Origin of the sequence: Vibrio cidicii (assembly GCF_009665415.1) — a bacterium.
In the GTDB taxonomy this organism is placed as follows: domain Bacteria; phylum Pseudomonadota; class Gammaproteobacteria; order Enterobacterales; family Vibrionaceae; genus Vibrio; species Vibrio cidicii.
Genome location: NZ_CP035921.1, coordinates 1337653 through 1353402, shown reverse-complemented (window position 1 = coordinate 1353402; position 15750 = coordinate 1337653). Strand labels below are relative to the sequence as shown.

Annotated in this window: 15 protein-coding genes; 11 read left to right on the top strand and 4 right to left on the bottom strand. The window is 49.1% G+C overall.

Annotated features, from left to right (window positions below; genetic code table 11):
* Positions 1 to 65: 65 nt before the first annotated feature.
* Positions 66 to 824, bottom strand: coding sequence for a DUF481 domain-containing protein (locus tag EWA64_RS07160; protein ID WP_061895838.1), 759 nt, complete (start codon positions 822 to 824; stop codon positions 66 to 68).
* 173 nt (positions 825 to 997) lie between these two features.
* Here EWA64_RS07160 and EWA64_RS07155 point away from each other — a divergent pair, with 173 nt between their 5' ends.
* From EWA64_RS07155 to EWA64_RS07145, 3 genes are read left to right on the top strand one after another with little or no spacing between them, the layout of a single operon-like run.
* Positions 998 to 2392, top strand: coding sequence for a replicative DNA helicase (locus EWA64_RS07155; RefSeq protein WP_061895839.1), 1395 nt, complete (start codon positions 998 to 1000; stop codon positions 2390 to 2392).
* A 4-nt stretch (positions 2393 to 2396) separates the two neighbouring features.
* Positions 2397 to 3482: an alanine racemase gene (gene alr, locus EWA64_RS07150; RefSeq protein WP_197467450.1), complete on the top strand. Its 1086-nt coding sequence runs from the start codon at positions 2397 to 2399 to the stop codon at positions 3480 to 3482.
* Positions 3483 to 3484: 2 nt separating this feature from the next.
* The gene (locus EWA64_RS07145) at positions 3485 to 4708 is read left to right on the top strand and encodes a BamA/TamA family outer membrane protein (RefSeq protein WP_065860348.1); all 1224 of its coding nucleotides are present in this window, start codon (positions 3485 to 3487) and stop codon (positions 4706 to 4708) included.
* Between the two features lie 18 nt (positions 4709 to 4726).
* Here the strand turns inward: EWA64_RS07145 and EWA64_RS07140 are convergent, their stop codons facing one another.
* A complete protein-coding gene (locus EWA64_RS07140) occupies positions 4727 to 5155 on the bottom strand; it encodes a secondary thiamine-phosphate synthase enzyme YjbQ (RefSeq protein WP_061895840.1) in 429 nt (142 codons plus the stop codon).
* A 314-nt stretch (positions 5156 to 5469) separates the two neighbouring features.
* Between EWA64_RS07140 and pgi the strand changes: the two genes are divergently transcribed.
* Positions 5470 to 7122: a glucose-6-phosphate isomerase gene (pgi, locus tag EWA64_RS07135; RefSeq protein ID WP_061895841.1), complete on the top strand. Its 1653-nt coding sequence runs from the start codon at positions 5470 to 5472 to the stop codon at positions 7120 to 7122.
* 116 nt (positions 7123 to 7238) lie between these two features.
* Here the strand turns inward: pgi and EWA64_RS07130 are convergent, their stop codons facing one another.
* Both EWA64_RS07130 and zur read right to left on the bottom strand, forming a co-directional pair.
* Complete coding sequence (locus EWA64_RS07130; protein ID WP_045569744.1) at positions 7239 to 7700, bottom strand: chemotaxis protein CheX; 462 nt, start codon at positions 7698 to 7700, stop codon at positions 7239 to 7241.
* 25 nt (positions 7701 to 7725) lie between these two features.
* Positions 7726 to 8175 (bottom strand): zinc uptake transcriptional repressor Zur, encoded by a 450-nt coding sequence (gene zur, locus EWA64_RS07125; RefSeq protein ID WP_061895842.1) that lies wholly within the window; start codon positions 8173 to 8175, stop codon positions 7726 to 7728.
* A gap of 302 nt (positions 8176 to 8477) precedes the next feature.
* Between zur and dusA the strand changes: the two genes are divergently transcribed.
* The 7 genes from dusA (at position 8478) to EWA64_RS07090 (ending at position 15428) form a co-directional block, all read left to right on the top strand.
* Complete coding sequence (gene dusA, locus EWA64_RS07120; protein ID WP_061895843.1) at positions 8478 to 9458, top strand: tRNA dihydrouridine(20/20a) synthase DusA; 981 nt, start codon at positions 8478 to 8480, stop codon at positions 9456 to 9458.
* Between the two features lie 158 nt (positions 9459 to 9616).
* The gene (gene pspG, locus EWA64_RS07115) at positions 9617 to 9835 is read left to right on the top strand and encodes an envelope stress response protein PspG (protein WP_045569742.1); all 219 of its coding nucleotides are present in this window, start codon (positions 9617 to 9619) and stop codon (positions 9833 to 9835) included.
* Between the two features lie 98 nt (positions 9836 to 9933).
* A complete protein-coding gene (locus tag EWA64_RS07110; protein WP_061895844.1) occupies positions 9934 to 10596 on the top strand; it encodes a TIGR04219 family outer membrane beta-barrel protein in 663 nt (220 codons plus the stop codon).
* Between the two features lie 158 nt (positions 10597 to 10754).
* Positions 10755 to 10985 (top strand): hypothetical protein, encoded by a 231-nt coding sequence (locus tag EWA64_RS07105; protein ID WP_039423273.1) that lies wholly within the window; start codon positions 10755 to 10757, stop codon positions 10983 to 10985.
* A gap of 90 nt (positions 10986 to 11075) precedes the next feature.
* The gene (locus EWA64_RS07100) at positions 11076 to 12929 is read left to right on the top strand and encodes an assimilatory sulfite reductase (NADPH) flavoprotein subunit (RefSeq protein ID WP_170320365.1); all 1854 of its coding nucleotides are present in this window, start codon (positions 11076 to 11078) and stop codon (positions 12927 to 12929) included.
* Positions 12929 to 14662: an assimilatory sulfite reductase (NADPH) hemoprotein subunit gene (gene cysI / locus EWA64_RS07095; RefSeq protein WP_061895846.1), complete on the top strand. Its 1734-nt coding sequence runs from the start codon at positions 12929 to 12931 to the stop codon at positions 14660 to 14662. The genes EWA64_RS07100 and cysI overlap by 1 nt, the downstream gene beginning before the upstream one ends.
* A complete protein-coding gene (locus EWA64_RS07090) occupies positions 14655 to 15428 on the top strand; it encodes a phosphoadenylyl-sulfate reductase (RefSeq protein ID WP_061895847.1) in 774 nt (257 codons plus the stop codon). Before cysI ends, EWA64_RS07090 begins: the two co-directional genes overlap by 8 nt.
* The last annotated feature ends 322 nt before the right edge of the window (positions 15429 to 15750 follow it).

Below are 15750 nucleotides of genomic sequence, written 5' to 3'. Positions count from 1 at the left end.
GCAGGTGCTTTTTTTATACTTCGGTTTTGGCTCAAAGGCATAAAACTCGGCATGGGTTCAATACCTTAGAATACAAACAACAAATTAATCGACAATACGCTGTCGGCTTTGTTGAGTCCTTCAGGCACTTTATCGTGATACTGGCGGGAGTGGGCAATCTTAAGTGCGATGGCTTCGGTGATGTTGTTGGTCAAACTCAGCTCACTATCGGTGCGGGTATTGCTGCGGCCTGTCACCACGGTGATATCGGCAGCGAAACGAAGATTGTCTAGCGCTTGCCAACTGGTCTTCATATTGCCACGGAAAATACCCTCTTCGACGATATCAGGGAAGATAATGTCGTCATCGTCAATCTCATCCAAATTGGGTTCCTGATAGCGAAAGCCGGGGCCAATCTCCAATTCCAAAACAAACGTGTCGGTGCTAGCAAATTGATAACCCAAACCGCCGGAGAGGGTGTAATCCTTAAAGTAGGCGCTGTAGCGTGAATCAACCCCTTTAAAACTGCCGTATAGGTAGGTTTTAGGGCCGAGCTTATAGTCGGTCTGCGCACTGTAGGTTGATGTACGTTTATCCTCTTTCCCGTTTTTATATAGGTTATAAAACTTCCATTCGCCGTTGGAACGATGTCGTCCTGAGGTGTATTCACCATTTAATCGGGCGTTGAGCGCCTGCGAGTCGGTATTTCCCGAGTGTGCTTGATAACCAAACTCCACTTCAGTTTTGAAAGGAGAGGGAATGTCGATGTCCTTATCCGGATTTTCTTCAGCATAAGCTGACAGGCTTGCGAGCAAGCTTAGGCAATAAAACCAGCGTGTGGACACAAAGACCTCATAAGTAGAAAAACAGGCAGCCGGGATAGTACGAAGAGGACGGGAAAACTGCGTCAGATCTAAGTCAAAACTTGTTGTTTGAACGGTAAACTCTATCGTGTGAAACGAGCATCTCAGGCCATTTTGAGTATAATGGCGGTAAATATAAGTTGTTGAGTGTAGTCATGGCGGAGAATCGAACTCGTAAAATCGTAGATAGCCAAGTTGATGCAATAAAAGTCCCTCCCCACTCGTTGGAAGCCGAGCAATCGGTGCTGGGTGGCTTACTGCTGGATAATGAACGCTGGGATACGGTGGCCGAGCGTGTCGTGAGTAAAGATTTTTACAGCCGACCGCACCGGCTGATCTTTGATGCGATAAAAAGCATTTTAGAAGAGAGTAAGCCGCTCGATTTGATTACGCTGTCTGAATATTTGGAGCGTCGCGAACAGCTCGACGACGTGGGCGGCTTCGCTTATTTAGCCGATTTGGCCAAAAATACCCCAAGTGCGGCGAACATCAATGCTTATGCTGACATCGTTGCAGAACGTGCGTTAATTCGTAATTTGATCGGCGTGGCAAATGAGATTGCTGACGCGGGTTATGATCCGCAAGGTCGCAGTTCAGAAGATCTGCTCGATCTCGCCGAAAGTAAAGTATTCGCGATTGCCGAAGAGCGCACCAGCGAAAACGAAGGGCCACAGAACGTCGATTCCATCCTAGAAAAAACACTTGAACGTATCGAGCTGTTGTACAAAACGCCGCAGGATGGTGTCACTGGGGTTGATACCGGTTTTACCGACCTCAACAAGAAAACCGCGGGCCTGCAAGGTTCGGATCTGATCATTGTCGCGGCGCGTCCGTCGATGGGTAAAACCACCTTTGCGATGAACTTGTGTGAAAACGCAGCGATGAAGCAAGAGAAACCCGTGCTGATCTTCTCGCTGGAGATGCCAGCGGAACAGATCATGATGCGTATGCTGGCGTCACTCTCTCGCGTCGACCAAACCAAAATTCGTACCGGGCAACTGGATGACGAAGATTGGGCTCGCATTTCTTCGACCATGGGCATTTTGATGGAGAAGAAAAACATGTACATCGATGACAGCTCCGCTCTGACGCCAACCGAAGTGCGCTCGCGTGCACGTCGGGTGGCGCGTGAACACGGCGGTTTGTCGATGATCATGGTCGACTACCTGCAGTTGATGCGTGTGCCAGCGCTGTCGGATAACCGTACTTTGGAAATCGCCGAGATTTCCCGCTCACTCAAAGCGTTGGCCAAAGAGCTCAACGTTCCTGTGGTCGCGCTGTCGCAGCTTAACCGCTCGCTAGAGCAGCGTGCCGACAAACGCCCAGTCAACTCGGATCTGCGTGAATCCGGCTCTATCGAGCAGGACGCTGACTTGATCATGTTTATCTACCGTGACGAAGTGTACCACCCAGACAGTGCGCTCAAAGGCACCGCTGAAATCATTATCGGTAAACAGCGTAACGGTCCAATCGGTTCAGTGCGTTTGACTTTCCAAGGACAGTGGTCGCGCTTTGATAACTACGCAGGCCCGGTATTTGATGAAGAGTAACGCCATGAACTACATGAAAGCCGCTACCGCGTGCATCGATTTAAGCGCGCTACAGCACAATCTTCAGCGCATCAAACAGCTTGCGCCTCACAGTAAAGTGATGGCGGTGGTCAAGGCCAATGGCTATGGACACGGTTTACGTCATGTGGCTAAGCATGCCATTGGTGCCGATGCCTTTGGTGTGGCGCGCATCGAAGAAGCGTTGCAACTGCGCGCGTGTGGGGTGGTGAAGCCGATCTTACTGCTGGAAGGGTTCTACTCGTCTGGCGATTTGCCTGTGTTAGTCACCAATAACATTCAAACCGTGGTGCACTGTGAAGAGCAGTTGCGCGACTTGGAAACGGCTGAGCTGGAAACACCTGTGGTGGTGTGGCTCAAAATCGACAGCGGCATGCATCGCCTTGGCGTGCGCCCCGAGCAGTATCAGGATTTTGTCACCCGTTTGCATCAATGCCCGAATGTGGCAAAACCGCTGCGTTACATGAGCCACTTTGGCTGCGCCGATGAGTTGGACAATGCGACTACGCGTAACCAAATTGAACTGTTTATGGCGTTAACTCAAGGCTGTCATGGCGAGCGCTCATTGGCCGCTTCCGCTGGGCTGCTGGCTTGGCAAGAGAGTCAGCTTGAATGGGTGCGCCCCGGGATCATCATGTACGGCGTGTCGCCGTTTGGCGATAAGTCGGCCGCTGAGCTAGGCTTTAAACCAGTGATGACTCTCAAGTCGCATTTGATTGCGGTGCGAGAAGTGAAAGCGGGCGAGTCGGTGGGGTATGGGGCGACTTGGACCAGCGCGCGCGACACCAAAGTCGGCGTGATTGCGATTGGTTATGGTGATGGCTACCCGCGCACCGCACCCAATGGTACGCCCGTGCTGGTGAATGGTCGCCAGGTGCCGATCGCCGGTCGAGTCTCTATGGACATGTTGACCGTTGATTTAGGGCCTGATGCGGCTGACGAAGTGGGCGATGAAGCCATTCTTTGGGGGGCCGATTTGCCCTCAGAAGCGGTGGCACAACACATCGGCACCATCGCCTATGAACTGGTGACCAAACTGACGTCTCGTGTGGAGATGTCTTACAGCGAATAATCATGATGACAACTCTGAAACGGAATTTTTTGTTTTTGTTCCCTCTTGTGCTGCCCATATCCAATGTGAGTTGGGCTGACGGCTGGCCAGGCTGGTTACCGAATACATCGGCTGCGCCTTTTTATTACACCAGTGAAGGGATGGGAAATACCCTCGGTGTGGCAGGCGCTGTCAAACATTTCGGTCAGTCGAACGCTGCACTGTTTGGCGCCGTAGCCTACTCAGACAGAGGCAGCTACTTCACCTATCTGGCGGCGAGCAACTATCAGTTTGGTGATTACTGGCTACTCGGTGCAGAGTTGTATCAAGGCAAATACGTCGACAACGAATACTACTTTCGCCGCGCTGGCGACAATGATTCCAGCCGTGATGAGCGAGCGATTGCAACTGGTGAGGAGTCGAACAATCGCTTGTCGATTCGCTATATCGTGCCGTGGGGACACGCCGCTTTTCGCGGTGCTCGTGCCGCTTTTGAGCCCAGCCGCCAAATCAAAGGCCATTCTCCTGCCCGCAGTGGCATTACCTCCCTCGATTTTCAGCCGTTTCAAACCTCGCGATCGGTGCAAAATATGTCAAGCCGTGACAGCGATTCTACCGGGCTCAAAGTACAATTGGAGTGGGATAATCGCAACGATGTTCGTGACCCTTCTGATGGCTATCGCACCAATGTGGCGGTCAGCTATGCCGACGAAAATTGGGGTAACGATAATCGCTGGTTGAAGTATGAGTATCAAGCCAACGCGTTTTGGGATCTGGGCTCATGGGAGGAGACGTTTGAAAAGCAGGTACTGGCGGTCGATTTCTATTTTGCCGATACGCCGACGTGGTTCGAGTGTAATGAGCGGTTTGTCTGTGAACGCCCACCCGAGTTGGATCAGGTCAGCTTAGGCGGTTTGCAGCGGCTGAGAAGTTTTCCTGCAGGGCGTTTCCACGGCCGCTCGGCGATCCATTACAGCGCGGAATATCGGGTTTTACCCAATTGGCAACCGCTGAGCGAGGTGTCACTCCTCAATAGTTACAGTATTCCATGGTGGCAATGGGTAGCCTTTGTCGATCTGGGGCGAGTGAGTAGTGATGAGCTGGATCTGTTTGAGCTGCACAATAGTCTCAAGTGGAGTGCTGGTGGCGGCGTGCGCATGCAGCTCGAAGGCTTGATCGTTCGAGCTGAAATGGCTTGGGGTGGTGAGGGAAGCCAACTGCGTCTGATGGTGAATCAACCTTTTTAAACGCACCTGTCCAGAAGCTTACTTCTCTTCTTCTCCGTGCAAAGTGACAATCAACGTTCGCGCTCCAGCATGATCGCGATGTTCTCCCAGATAGATGCCTTGCCAAGTGCCCAACGCGAGCCTGCCATGTTGGATCGGAATCGTCACGCTGCTCCCCAAGACGGAAGCTTTGATGTGCGCAGGCATATCATCGTCCCCTTCGTAGTCGTGGCGATAATAAGGGGCTCGTTCGGGGACAAACTGATTAAAGTGGCTTTCCATGTCCATTCTTACCGTTGGATCAGCATTCTCATTGATGGTCAGACTGGCCGACGTGTGCTGAATGAAAACATGTAACAAACCAACGGAGATAGATGATATCTGCGGCATTTGTTGTTCAATTTCATCAGTGATCAGATGAAAGCCGCGTTTTTTCGCGCTGATTGTTATGCTTTTCTGTAACCACATAGTGCTTCCTTTATATTCTATTTGGCAATTAGTGCTTTCAGGGCTATCTTTGTTGGCAAAAGCAAACCACAAGAGCACGCCGTTGCTGGTCAATCCTCGGCGTCATCAGGTTGATATTGCTTTACGTGACTTAACTCAAGGTGGGTGCACGCAGAGTCAGTCATAATTGCATGCTGAAATAAAATTACAATTCAAGATTGTCATGCGGCCTTGTGCGGTGGACAATCACTAAAACTTTTTTGCTAAATTGGGGATTCCACAGTTTTCGCTAGACTGTCAGGAATAGAACCTACTGTAACATCGGGATAGAGACCATGTTGAAAAATATCAATCCAACGCAAACACAAGCGTGGAAAGCGCTTACCGCGCATTTCGAATCTGCACAAGATATGGACCTGAAAGCGTTGTTTGCTCAAGACGCGGAGCGTTTTGGCAAATACTCTGCACGCTTTGGCTCCGACATCCTCGTCGATTACTCAAAGAACCTTATCAATGAGGAAACGTTAAAGCACCTGTTTGCTTTGGCGAAAGAGACCGAATTGAAGTCGGCCATTGACGCGATGTTTAGTGGTGAAGCGATTAACCAAACTGAAGGTCGTGCTGTTCTTCACACGGCACTACGTAACCGCGCTAATACACCAGTCATGGTAGACGGTGAAGACGTCATGCCAGCAGTGAACGCGGTTCTAGAAAAAATGAAATCATTCACCGATCGCGTTATCGGCGGTGAGTGGAAAGGTTACACAGGTAAAGCAATTACAGATATCGTGAACATCGGTATCGGTGGTTCTGACCTTGGCCCTTATATGGTGACGGAAGCTCTAGCACCATACAAAAATCATCTAAACCTTCACTTCGTCTCTAACGTCGATGGCACTCACATCGTTGAAACGTTGAAGAAAGTGAATCCAGAAACGACGCTATTCTTGATCGCATCTAAGACGTTCACCACGCAAGAAACCATGACTAACGCGCACACTGCTCGTGATTGGTTCTTAGAGTCAGCAGGCGATCAAGCTCACGTGGCTAAGCACTTTGCTGCGCTTTCCACCAACGCGACAGCCGTGTCTGAGTTCGGTATTGATACCGCGAATATGTTCGAATTCTGGGACTGGGTGGGTGGTCGTTACTCACTATGGTCTGCGATCGGTCTATCCATTGCGCTAGCGGTAGGTTATGACAACTTCGTTGAGCTGCTGGATGGCGCTCACGAGATGGACAAGCACTTTGTTTCGAGCGAGCTTGAAAACAACATTCCTGTGATCCTGGCGCTTATCGGTATTTGGTACAACAACTTCCACGGTGCGGAATCAGAAGCTATTCTACCTTACGATCAGTACATGCACCGTTTCGCGGCGTACTTCCAGCAAGGTAACATGGAATCAAACGGTAAATACGTTGACCGTGAAGGTAATGCGGTGACTTACCAAACTGGCCCTATTATTTGGGGCGAACCTGGCACCAACGGTCAGCACGCGTTTTACCAACTGATTCACCAAGGCACTAAACTGATCCCATGTGACTTCATTGCACCTGCCATCAGCCACAACCCAGCTAGCGATCATCACCAAAAACTGATGTCGAACTTCTTTGCGCAAACTGAAGCACTAGCGTTTGGTAAGAGTGAAGAGACCGTGAAAGAAGAGTTGGTGAAAGCAGGTAAGAACGCTGAAGAAGTGGCAGCGATTGCGCCTTTCAAAGTGTTTGAAGGTAACCGCCCAACAAACTCCATCCTAGTGAAGCAAATTACGCCTCGTACACTGGGTAACTTGATCGCAATGTACGAACACAAAATCTTCGTACAGGGTGTTATCTGGAACATCTTCAGCTTTGACCAATGGGGCGTGGAGCTAGGTAAACAACTGGCTAACCAAATCCTACCTGAGCTTGCAGATGCGTCTCAAATCAGTTCACACGACAGCTCAACAAACGGCTTAATCAACGCATTCAAAGCGTTTAAAGCCTAAGTGTGATGCAAGAGAGAAGGCCAATGTTGGTCTTCTCTGTGCAGTAAGGAAAAAATAAAGTGCACAAAAAAGGTTGATGTCAAAAACATCAACCTTTCATTTTTTATCATCTGCATTTACTCAAAGCAGATTTCGATAAAGGCATTACCCCATTGGGAGACAAATGGCATGATGATGATCGACCCTTCGCATTTGTGACGAATGGTATGCCCTTTACCAGAGACCACTATCGGTGTTGCCATCTCAAAGTCAAAGCCGCTTTCTGCCAGAATACGTTTTGCGCCACCAGTCACCATGTTGGTAATCTCGCCTACCATGTCGGTCACTTCTTCATTCAATCCGTTGGGGCGCTCACCCAGCATGTTTTGCATGATCTCTAACGCGAGAGATTCATCAAACGTAATCGACATTGAGCCGCGAGTTTGCTGCCCCACCATTCCGATAAGGCCAGAAACATCGCCACGAGCGATTTCGTCTTTTTTGATACGTGGTTTCTGAGGCTTCAATTCCAGTGAAGCCATCGTTTTTAGAACATTCATCAAAGAAGCTAAAAACGGGTTTACAAATTCAGCGCGCATAACGTTCTTCTATAATCTTTTTCTTTCACTGTGAGGCACAGGCTTTACAGATACCATGAGTTTCAATCACTTGATTGGTCAGCTTAAAGCCATACTTTTCAGCATTATTGGCCAACAAGGATATCAGTGTCTCATCCTGAAGTTCAACGACGTCACCACATTTATCACAAATTAGTAGCTGGAAAAAATGTTGTTTCGTGTTGCATGAGCAGCAGGAGATAAAACTGTTGGTTGACTCAACCCGATGAATAAAACCCTGCTCCATTAAAAAATCTAAAGCGCGATAGACGGTTGGAGGTTTGGCTTGAGGTTCACTCTCTTTTAATTGCTCCAGCAGGTCATAGGCGCTGGACGCTTTCGAATTTGAACAGATCAGCTCAAAGACTCTTTTACGTTGCGGAGTCAGGCGGACTCCTCTTGCCGAACACAGGCCTTCTATTTGCTCAAGTAGTGTGTGGTCCAAATCTTTCACCATATTAATTGGACTTTCTTAATAATAAACTATTTCTATACGAAGATCGTTGAGAAACCAATAAAATTGCTAATAACGCTTAGTCAATCTCACAAATCGTTTTCGCAACGTCCACCTGCTGCAACGATAAATGGAAAAGCACGTCAGGTAAAGCGAGTGTGGCACAAGCTGCGGTGAACCAGTACAATATCGGCCCAAAATTTGATATTCAGTCAATCGGTATACGTAACCGTGCAACCACTTTGATGATGCGCCGTTACTTATTCTGATTGGCCAGCTTTTGTGAACTAGTAGGATTAACTCTCATGACCCACTCCTGTCGCCTTTCTGTCGCGCCCATGCTCGATTGGACCGATCGTCATTGCCGTTATTTTCACCGTTTGATGACCAAAGAGACCCTACTCTACACCGAAATGGTGACGACGGGTGCGATCATTCATGGTAAAGGCGATTTTTTAGCATATAACGAGGAAGAGCATCCGGTTGCATTGCAGTTGGGGGGTTCAAACCCACAAGATCTCGCGACTTGTGCCAAGTTGGCGCAAGAGCGTGGCTATGATGAGGTGAACCTTAACGTTGGATGCCCATCTGATCGAGTACAAAATGGTCGTTTTGGTGCGTGCTTAATGGCTGAGCCGCAATTGGTGGCAGACTGCGTTGCAGCGATGAAAGAGGTGGTGGATATTCCGGTGACGGTGAAAACCCGTATTGGTATCGATGATCAAGACTCTTATCAGTTTCTCACCGATTTTGTGTCAATAGTGGCAGAAAAAGGTGGTTGTGAGCAGTTCACTATTCATGCACGCAAAGCGTGGCTCAGCGGTTTGAGCCCGAAAGAGAATCGCGAAATCCCGCCATTGGATTACCCTCGCGCGTATCAACTGAAGCAAGATTTCCCGCATTTGACTATTGCCATCAATGGTGGCGTCAAGTCGCTGGAAGAGGCCAAAGAGCATTTGCAACATTTGGATGGCGTGATGATTGGGCGTGAAGCCTATCAAAGCCCTTATCTGCTAGCCTCGGTAGATCAAGCGCTGTTTGGTTCTAACGCGCCGATCAAGAAACGTCGTCAGATCGTGCAAGAGATGTACCCTTACATTGAGCAGCAATTAGCTCAAGGTGCGTACTTGGGTCACATGACTCGTCACATGCTGGGGTTGTTCCAAAATATGCCGGGCGCACGCCAATGGCGTCGTCACATCAGTGAAAATGCGCATAAACCGGGTTCAGGTATTGAAGTTCTTCAGCAAGCACTGGCGAAGATCCCTCAGGAATTGGATGTGTAAAATTGACCACTAGCAGGTAAATATCACCATCTCTCTCAAAAAGCCAACCGAAAGTTTCCAATTTTTAGGTTGGCTTTTTATTTTATATCAATAGCTTGTATTTTTTTGAAACTTGGTACGGAACCTGCTCTGATGAATAAAAACAAAGGAGAATGGCTATGTTCGAGTTGATTTTTATTCTGGTCTTTGCGGCAACCTTATTAGTAACAGGCATTACAATGATGACTGTCTTTGCCGCAACAGCGATAGCACTGGTGGTGATGCTACTTTTGGGCATGCTCGGATTTGTCTTGAAACTATTGCCTTGGTTGATTGTGATAGCAGTAGGTATTTGGTTTTTTAAGCATGTGGTTGCCTCACCAAAGTGTAAATCGTAAGGTCCGGTGATTTTATGCGGAGTGTGCGCTGAGAGTGTGATAGGATCCGCCCTCAGCGTTATCTCTCATTTATCTAGCTATACCGGAGTATCAGTTTCATGCTTAGAACCTTGGCAATATCGGCCGCAGCCTGCACCTTGTCTCTCAGCTTTCCTTCGCTTGCGGACTCGGATCTTGATTTTACCGCCGGCGCTGAGTTTTGGAGCGTCAGCACCAAGGTAAATGAAGTGAAGCGCGATACGGTGGTAACTGGCACTGTGTATGCTTCGTTAGAACACCCAATCAAGTACTTGCCGAATGCGCGTTTGCGCTTCTCGTCGGTGAACGCTGACTACATGGCCTTTGATAAGTTGGAAGCGACGTTTTACTACCAAGTACTGGCTCATGATTTATTGCATTTTGATGCGGGTATCACGGTGAGCGATTTGAGTAACAGCAAATATTTAGACGCAGCTACGGTTGGGGCTAGGGCAAAATCGTTTGATGAACTGATTTGGGCTTGGTACGGCTACGCTGAAATCACGGTACCAGACACTCAATTTGATGTGATCGGTGAAATGAACTTTGGCGACAGCAAAGGGATCAAGAGCACCGACTTGATGGCGGGTATGCAGTACAAAATGCCGCTTGAGCAATCTCAGTTGACTCTGCGTGCCGGGTATCGCGTGATTGATTTGGAATCGGACACGTTTGCTTCGTCTCTGGGGAAATCGTTCATTTTTGCCAACGGTTGGTTTCTAGGCGCGCAATACCATTTTTAATGCCTTTTAGTGAATGAATGGATGACAAATGAGGCCACCTAATTATAAGGGGCCTTTTTTTATATCTGTTTTTTATAACTCTAGCGATTTCCCTCGCATAACGGCCAATCTCATCCATGCTTATTGAGAAACTAATTCATAGTCAGACAGGGGCAAAGATGACCATTACTGAGCTACGGAATTTATTCAGAGAAAAGCAATTGGTGGAGGCGATTATCGAGCCATCAATTCAGGAAGGTACGTGGGTAGTGGAGTTTCGCCATGCTCGCGGTGGTTTTGTCTTGCTCACCGATAGCCATGGTGGTGAGTGTCTTTATGATGATTTAGATGAAGCTTCCAAATCCGCTCTCGCGGTTGGCTTTCAGCAAGTCAGAGTCGAAGGCCGCTAGCTTCTCATTTTCTTACTTCCAAAAAGTTATAAAACATGCTCATCTATTCTTTCTTGTTATTAAAAGGAGTGGTTAATCTATCGTCACGCAATGAATAAGGAAGTCGTGACAATGTCTTCAGGAAATACCATACCAAAAGAGCTAGCTGGGCTTGCAAGCCCACTCAACGACTCGCAGCTAAACCAGCTGCAACAAACGATTTCACAACTCTCACCTCAGCAAATGGCTTGGGTGAGTGGTTATTTCTGGGGGCTAAGCCAGTCTCAGACTCCGGGCGCTTCAGCACCTTTGACTCAGGCGGCTGCACTGACCGCCGCAAAACCTGCAGGTAAGCTGACCATTATCTTTGCTTCGCAAACCGGTAACGCTAAAGGTGTGGCCGAAGCATTAGAGCAGGAAGCTCAGGCGGCTGGTATCGCGGTGCAACTGTTTGATGCCAGTGATTACAAAGGTAAAGATCTGGCGAAAGAAACGCATGTGATCTTTGTCGCTTCAACCAATGGTGAAGGCGAAGCGCCGGACAACGCGCTGGAACTGCATGAATTCCTGCAATCGAAAAAAGCCCCAAAACTGCCCAACCTGCAATACGGTGTGATTGGCTTGGGTGACTCGAGCTATGAGTTCTTCTGTCAAACCGGTAAAGACTTCGATGCTTTCCTTGAAAAACTGGGCGCGACACGCTTTATCGATCGCGTAGATTGTGATGTGGACTACGATGCGCCTGCTGCCGAATGGCGCGCTAAAGCATTAGAAAGCGTCAAAGAAGCCTTGGTGAGCAGTCAAGCTCAAGTGGTTCAGCTTCCTGTTGGTCACGCTGCGACTTCTCATTCTCAATACAACAAACAAAATCCTTACACTGCGACATTGCTGACCAGCCAGAAAATCACTGGCCGCGATTCGGGCAAGGACGTGCGTCATATCGAAATCGATTTGGCAGACTCGGGTCTGACTTATCAACCGGGCGATGCGTTGGGCGTATGGTATGAAAATAGTGCAGAACTGGCGAATGCTGTGTTGGCGGCGGCAGGGCTGTCTGGTGTTGAAAGCGTCGAAGTTGACGGTGAGAGTTTATCGCTGCATAGCGCACTGGTGAGCAAATACGAAATTACCGGGGCGAATCCGCAGTTCGTCACTAAGTTTGCCGAGCTCTCTGGCAGTAAGAAACTGCAAAAGCTGGTGGAAGACAAAGACAAGCTACGCGAATACGCGGCGAACACGCAAATTGTCGATGTATTAAAAGAAAAGAAAACCAAGCTCTCGGCGGAACAGTTGATTTCTCTGCTGCGTCGCCTCACGCCACGTCTGTACTCTATCGCATCCAGCCAGTCGGAAGTGGATGAAGAAGTACACTTGACGGTTGGCATCGTGGAATACGATGTGGATGGCGAAGTGCGTCAGGGCGGCGCGTCCAGCTTTTTGGGGCAGCGTTTGGAGGAAGGTGAGTCGGTGAAAGTGTTCATCGAGCACAACAACAACTTCAAACTGCCGCAAGATGATTCAACGCCAGTGATCATGATTGGCCCGGGTACTGGTATTGCGCCGTTCCGCAGCTTTATCCAAGAGCGTGATAACCGCGGAGCGGATGGTAAGAGCTGGTTGTTCTTTGGCGATCGCACCTTCACCCAAGATTTCCTTTACCAAGTGGAATGGCAGAAATACCTGAAGTCGGGCGCGCTGACTCGCTTGGACGTCGCCTTCAGCCGTGACCAACATGAAAAAGTGTACGTGCAACACCGTGTGTTGGAACAGGCCGAGCAGGTATGGCAATGGCTGCAAGATGACGCCTACGTTTATATCTGTGGTGATGCCACACGCATGGCGAAAGATGTCCATGAAGCGCTTCTCGTCGTCGCGCAGCAACAAGGCGGCCTGACACGTGAAAAAGCAGAAGAATATTTCAATGAGCTTCGTAAAGCGAAACGTTACCTGAGGGATGTGTACTAATGAGCAGCAAGATTGAAAACAACGTACAGGAAGTCCTTGGCGAAGTACTCGGCTCGCTTTCTGATAATGAACGTCTCAAGCGCGAAAGTAATTTCCTACGTGGTACGATCGAACAAGATCTGCAAGATCGCATCACGGGCGGATTTACCGCTGATAACTTCCAACTGATCCGCTTCCATGGCATGTATCAGCAGGATGACCGTGACATTCGCAACGAACGTACCAAACAAAAACTGGAGCCGCTGCACAATGTGATGCTGCGTGCTCGTATGCCGGGCGGCATCATCCAGCCCAAACAGTGGCTGGCGATCGACAAGTTTGCGACCGAACACTCGCTGTATGGCAGTATCCGTCTGACGACCCGCCAGACGTTTCAGTTCCATGGCGTTCTGAAACCGAACATTAAACTGATGCACCAGACACTCAACAGCATCGGTATCGATTCGATTGCGACCGCGGGTGACGTAAACCGTAACGTACTATGTACCTCAAACCCGGTGGAATCTGAGCTGCACCAAGAAGCGTACGAGTGGGCAAAAAAAATCAGTGAGCATCTGCTGCCAAAAACGCGCGCTTATGCCGAAATCTGGTTGGATGGTGAGAAAGTTGAAGCTACCGATGAAGAACCGATTCTGGGCAGCAACTATTTACCACGTAAATTCAAAACGACCGTGGTGATCCCGCCACAAAATGACGTGGACGTGCATGCTAACGATCTTAACTTCGTGGCGATTGCGGACAACGGCAAGCTGGTTGGCTTTAACGTGCTGGTGGGCGGTGGTCTGGCGATGACGCATGGTGACACCTCGACTTATCCGCGTCGCGCGGATGACTTCGGTTTTATTCCACTGGAGAAAACGTTAGACGTGGCTGCTGCCGTGGTCACAACACAACGCGATTGGGGTAACCGTTCAAACCGTAAGAATGCGAAAACCAAATACACTCTGGATCGTGTTGGCGTGGATGTCTTTAAGGCGGAAGTGGAAAAACGCGCAGGCGTCACTTTTGCTGAAAGCCGTCCATACGAGTTCACCGAACGCGGGGATCGCATCGGCTGGGTAGAAGGCATTGATGGTAAGCATCACCTGACGTTGTTCATTGAAAACGGCCGTCTGTTAGATTTTCCGGGTAAGCCGCTTAAAACTGGCGTGGCGGAAATTGCTAAGATTCACCAAGGCGATTTCCGTATGACGGCAAACCAGAATTTGATCATTGCTGGTGTGCCTGCCGACCAAAAAGCCGCGATCGAAGCATTGGCAGTCTCGCATGGCTTAATGGACAGCAGTGTTAGCGAGCAGCGTAAGAATTCGATGGCGTGTGTGGCGTTCCCAACCTGCCCACTGGCGATGGCTGAAGCTGAACGCTTCCTGCCGGAGTTTGTCACTCAGGTCGAAGGCATTTTAGAAAAACATGCGCTGCCCAAAGAAGAGAACATCATTTTACGTGTCACTGGCTGTCCGAACGGTTGTGGACGCGCGATGCTGGCTGAAATAGGTCTCGTGGGTAAAGCGCCTGGCCGCTACAACTTGCACCTCGGTGGCAACCGCGCAGGAACTCGTGTGCCGAAGATGTATAAAGAGAACATCACCGACAAACAGATCCTGGAAGAAATTGATACGCTGGTGGGCCGTTGGGCTAAAGAGCGTGAGGAGGGTGAAGGGTTTGGTGACTTTACAATTCGCAGCGGCATCATTGAGGAAGTGATCGTGTCTAAGAGGGATTTTTATGCCTGAGATCGTCTCAGCTCCGAATCTGGCGGAGTTGCTAACATTGACTAAGGTGGAGCAAACGCTCCGCTTGGCCGAGGTTAACGCTTATCTAGAAACGCTCACGGCGCAAGAGCGTGTCGTTTGGGCGCTGGAAAACCTTCCGGGTACTCATGCGGTATCATCCAGCTTTGGCATTCAGGCGGCAGTGATGCTGCATTTGGTGACGTCAGTCAACAAGGACGTCCCTGTGGTCCTGACCGACACGGGCTATCTGTTTCCAGAAACCTACCAGTTTATTGACCAACTGACGGAGCGTTTGGATCTGAATCTCAAGATCTATTGTGCAGAAATATCGTCAGCGTGGCAGGAAGCGCGCTTTGGTAAGTTGTGGGAACAGGGTGTGACGGGGATTGAGCAATATAATCGCCTTAATAAAGTCGAACCGATGCGCCGTGCGCTGCAGGAGCTTGAAGTCGGCACTTGGTTCTCGGGATTACGCCGTGAGCAGTCGAAATCGCGGGCTACCTTACCGATTCTTGCGGTACAAAATGGCGTCTTCAAATTCCTTCCGGTGATCGACTGGACCAATAAAGATGTCCACTATTACCTGAAAGACAACGATCTGCCTTATCACCCGCTTTGGGATCAGGGCTACCTGTCGGTTGGTGATACCCATACCACGCGTAAGTGGGAACCGGGAATGAGTGAAGAAGAAACGCGATTCTTTGGTTTGAAGCGCGAATGTGGGCTGCATGAAGAGTCTCCTGAGCAAGATGGGTCAGGTATCTAATCTGCCTAATATAGAAGAAGCCGCTCTAGCGGCTTCTTCTATATATAAGGGTGGACTCACCGCGATCGAAGGGCTAAAAAGAATAACTCTGTGGATAAGCTGTACGAATCTTTGGGGTAAAATTGGATAAATAAGGCTTTGAGCGTTAATTCATCACTTAAGTGTTATTTTTGCATTTTTTCATAAAAAGTACTTGCCAGTGTAATTCTGATCTCTATAATGCCGCCTTGTCGACAGGGCAAGGGCTCACAAGGTTTCAAAGCCAGTCAGACAGGCCAAAAAGAAAAACGAAATGATTTGAAAAAAGTGTTTGACACTAAAA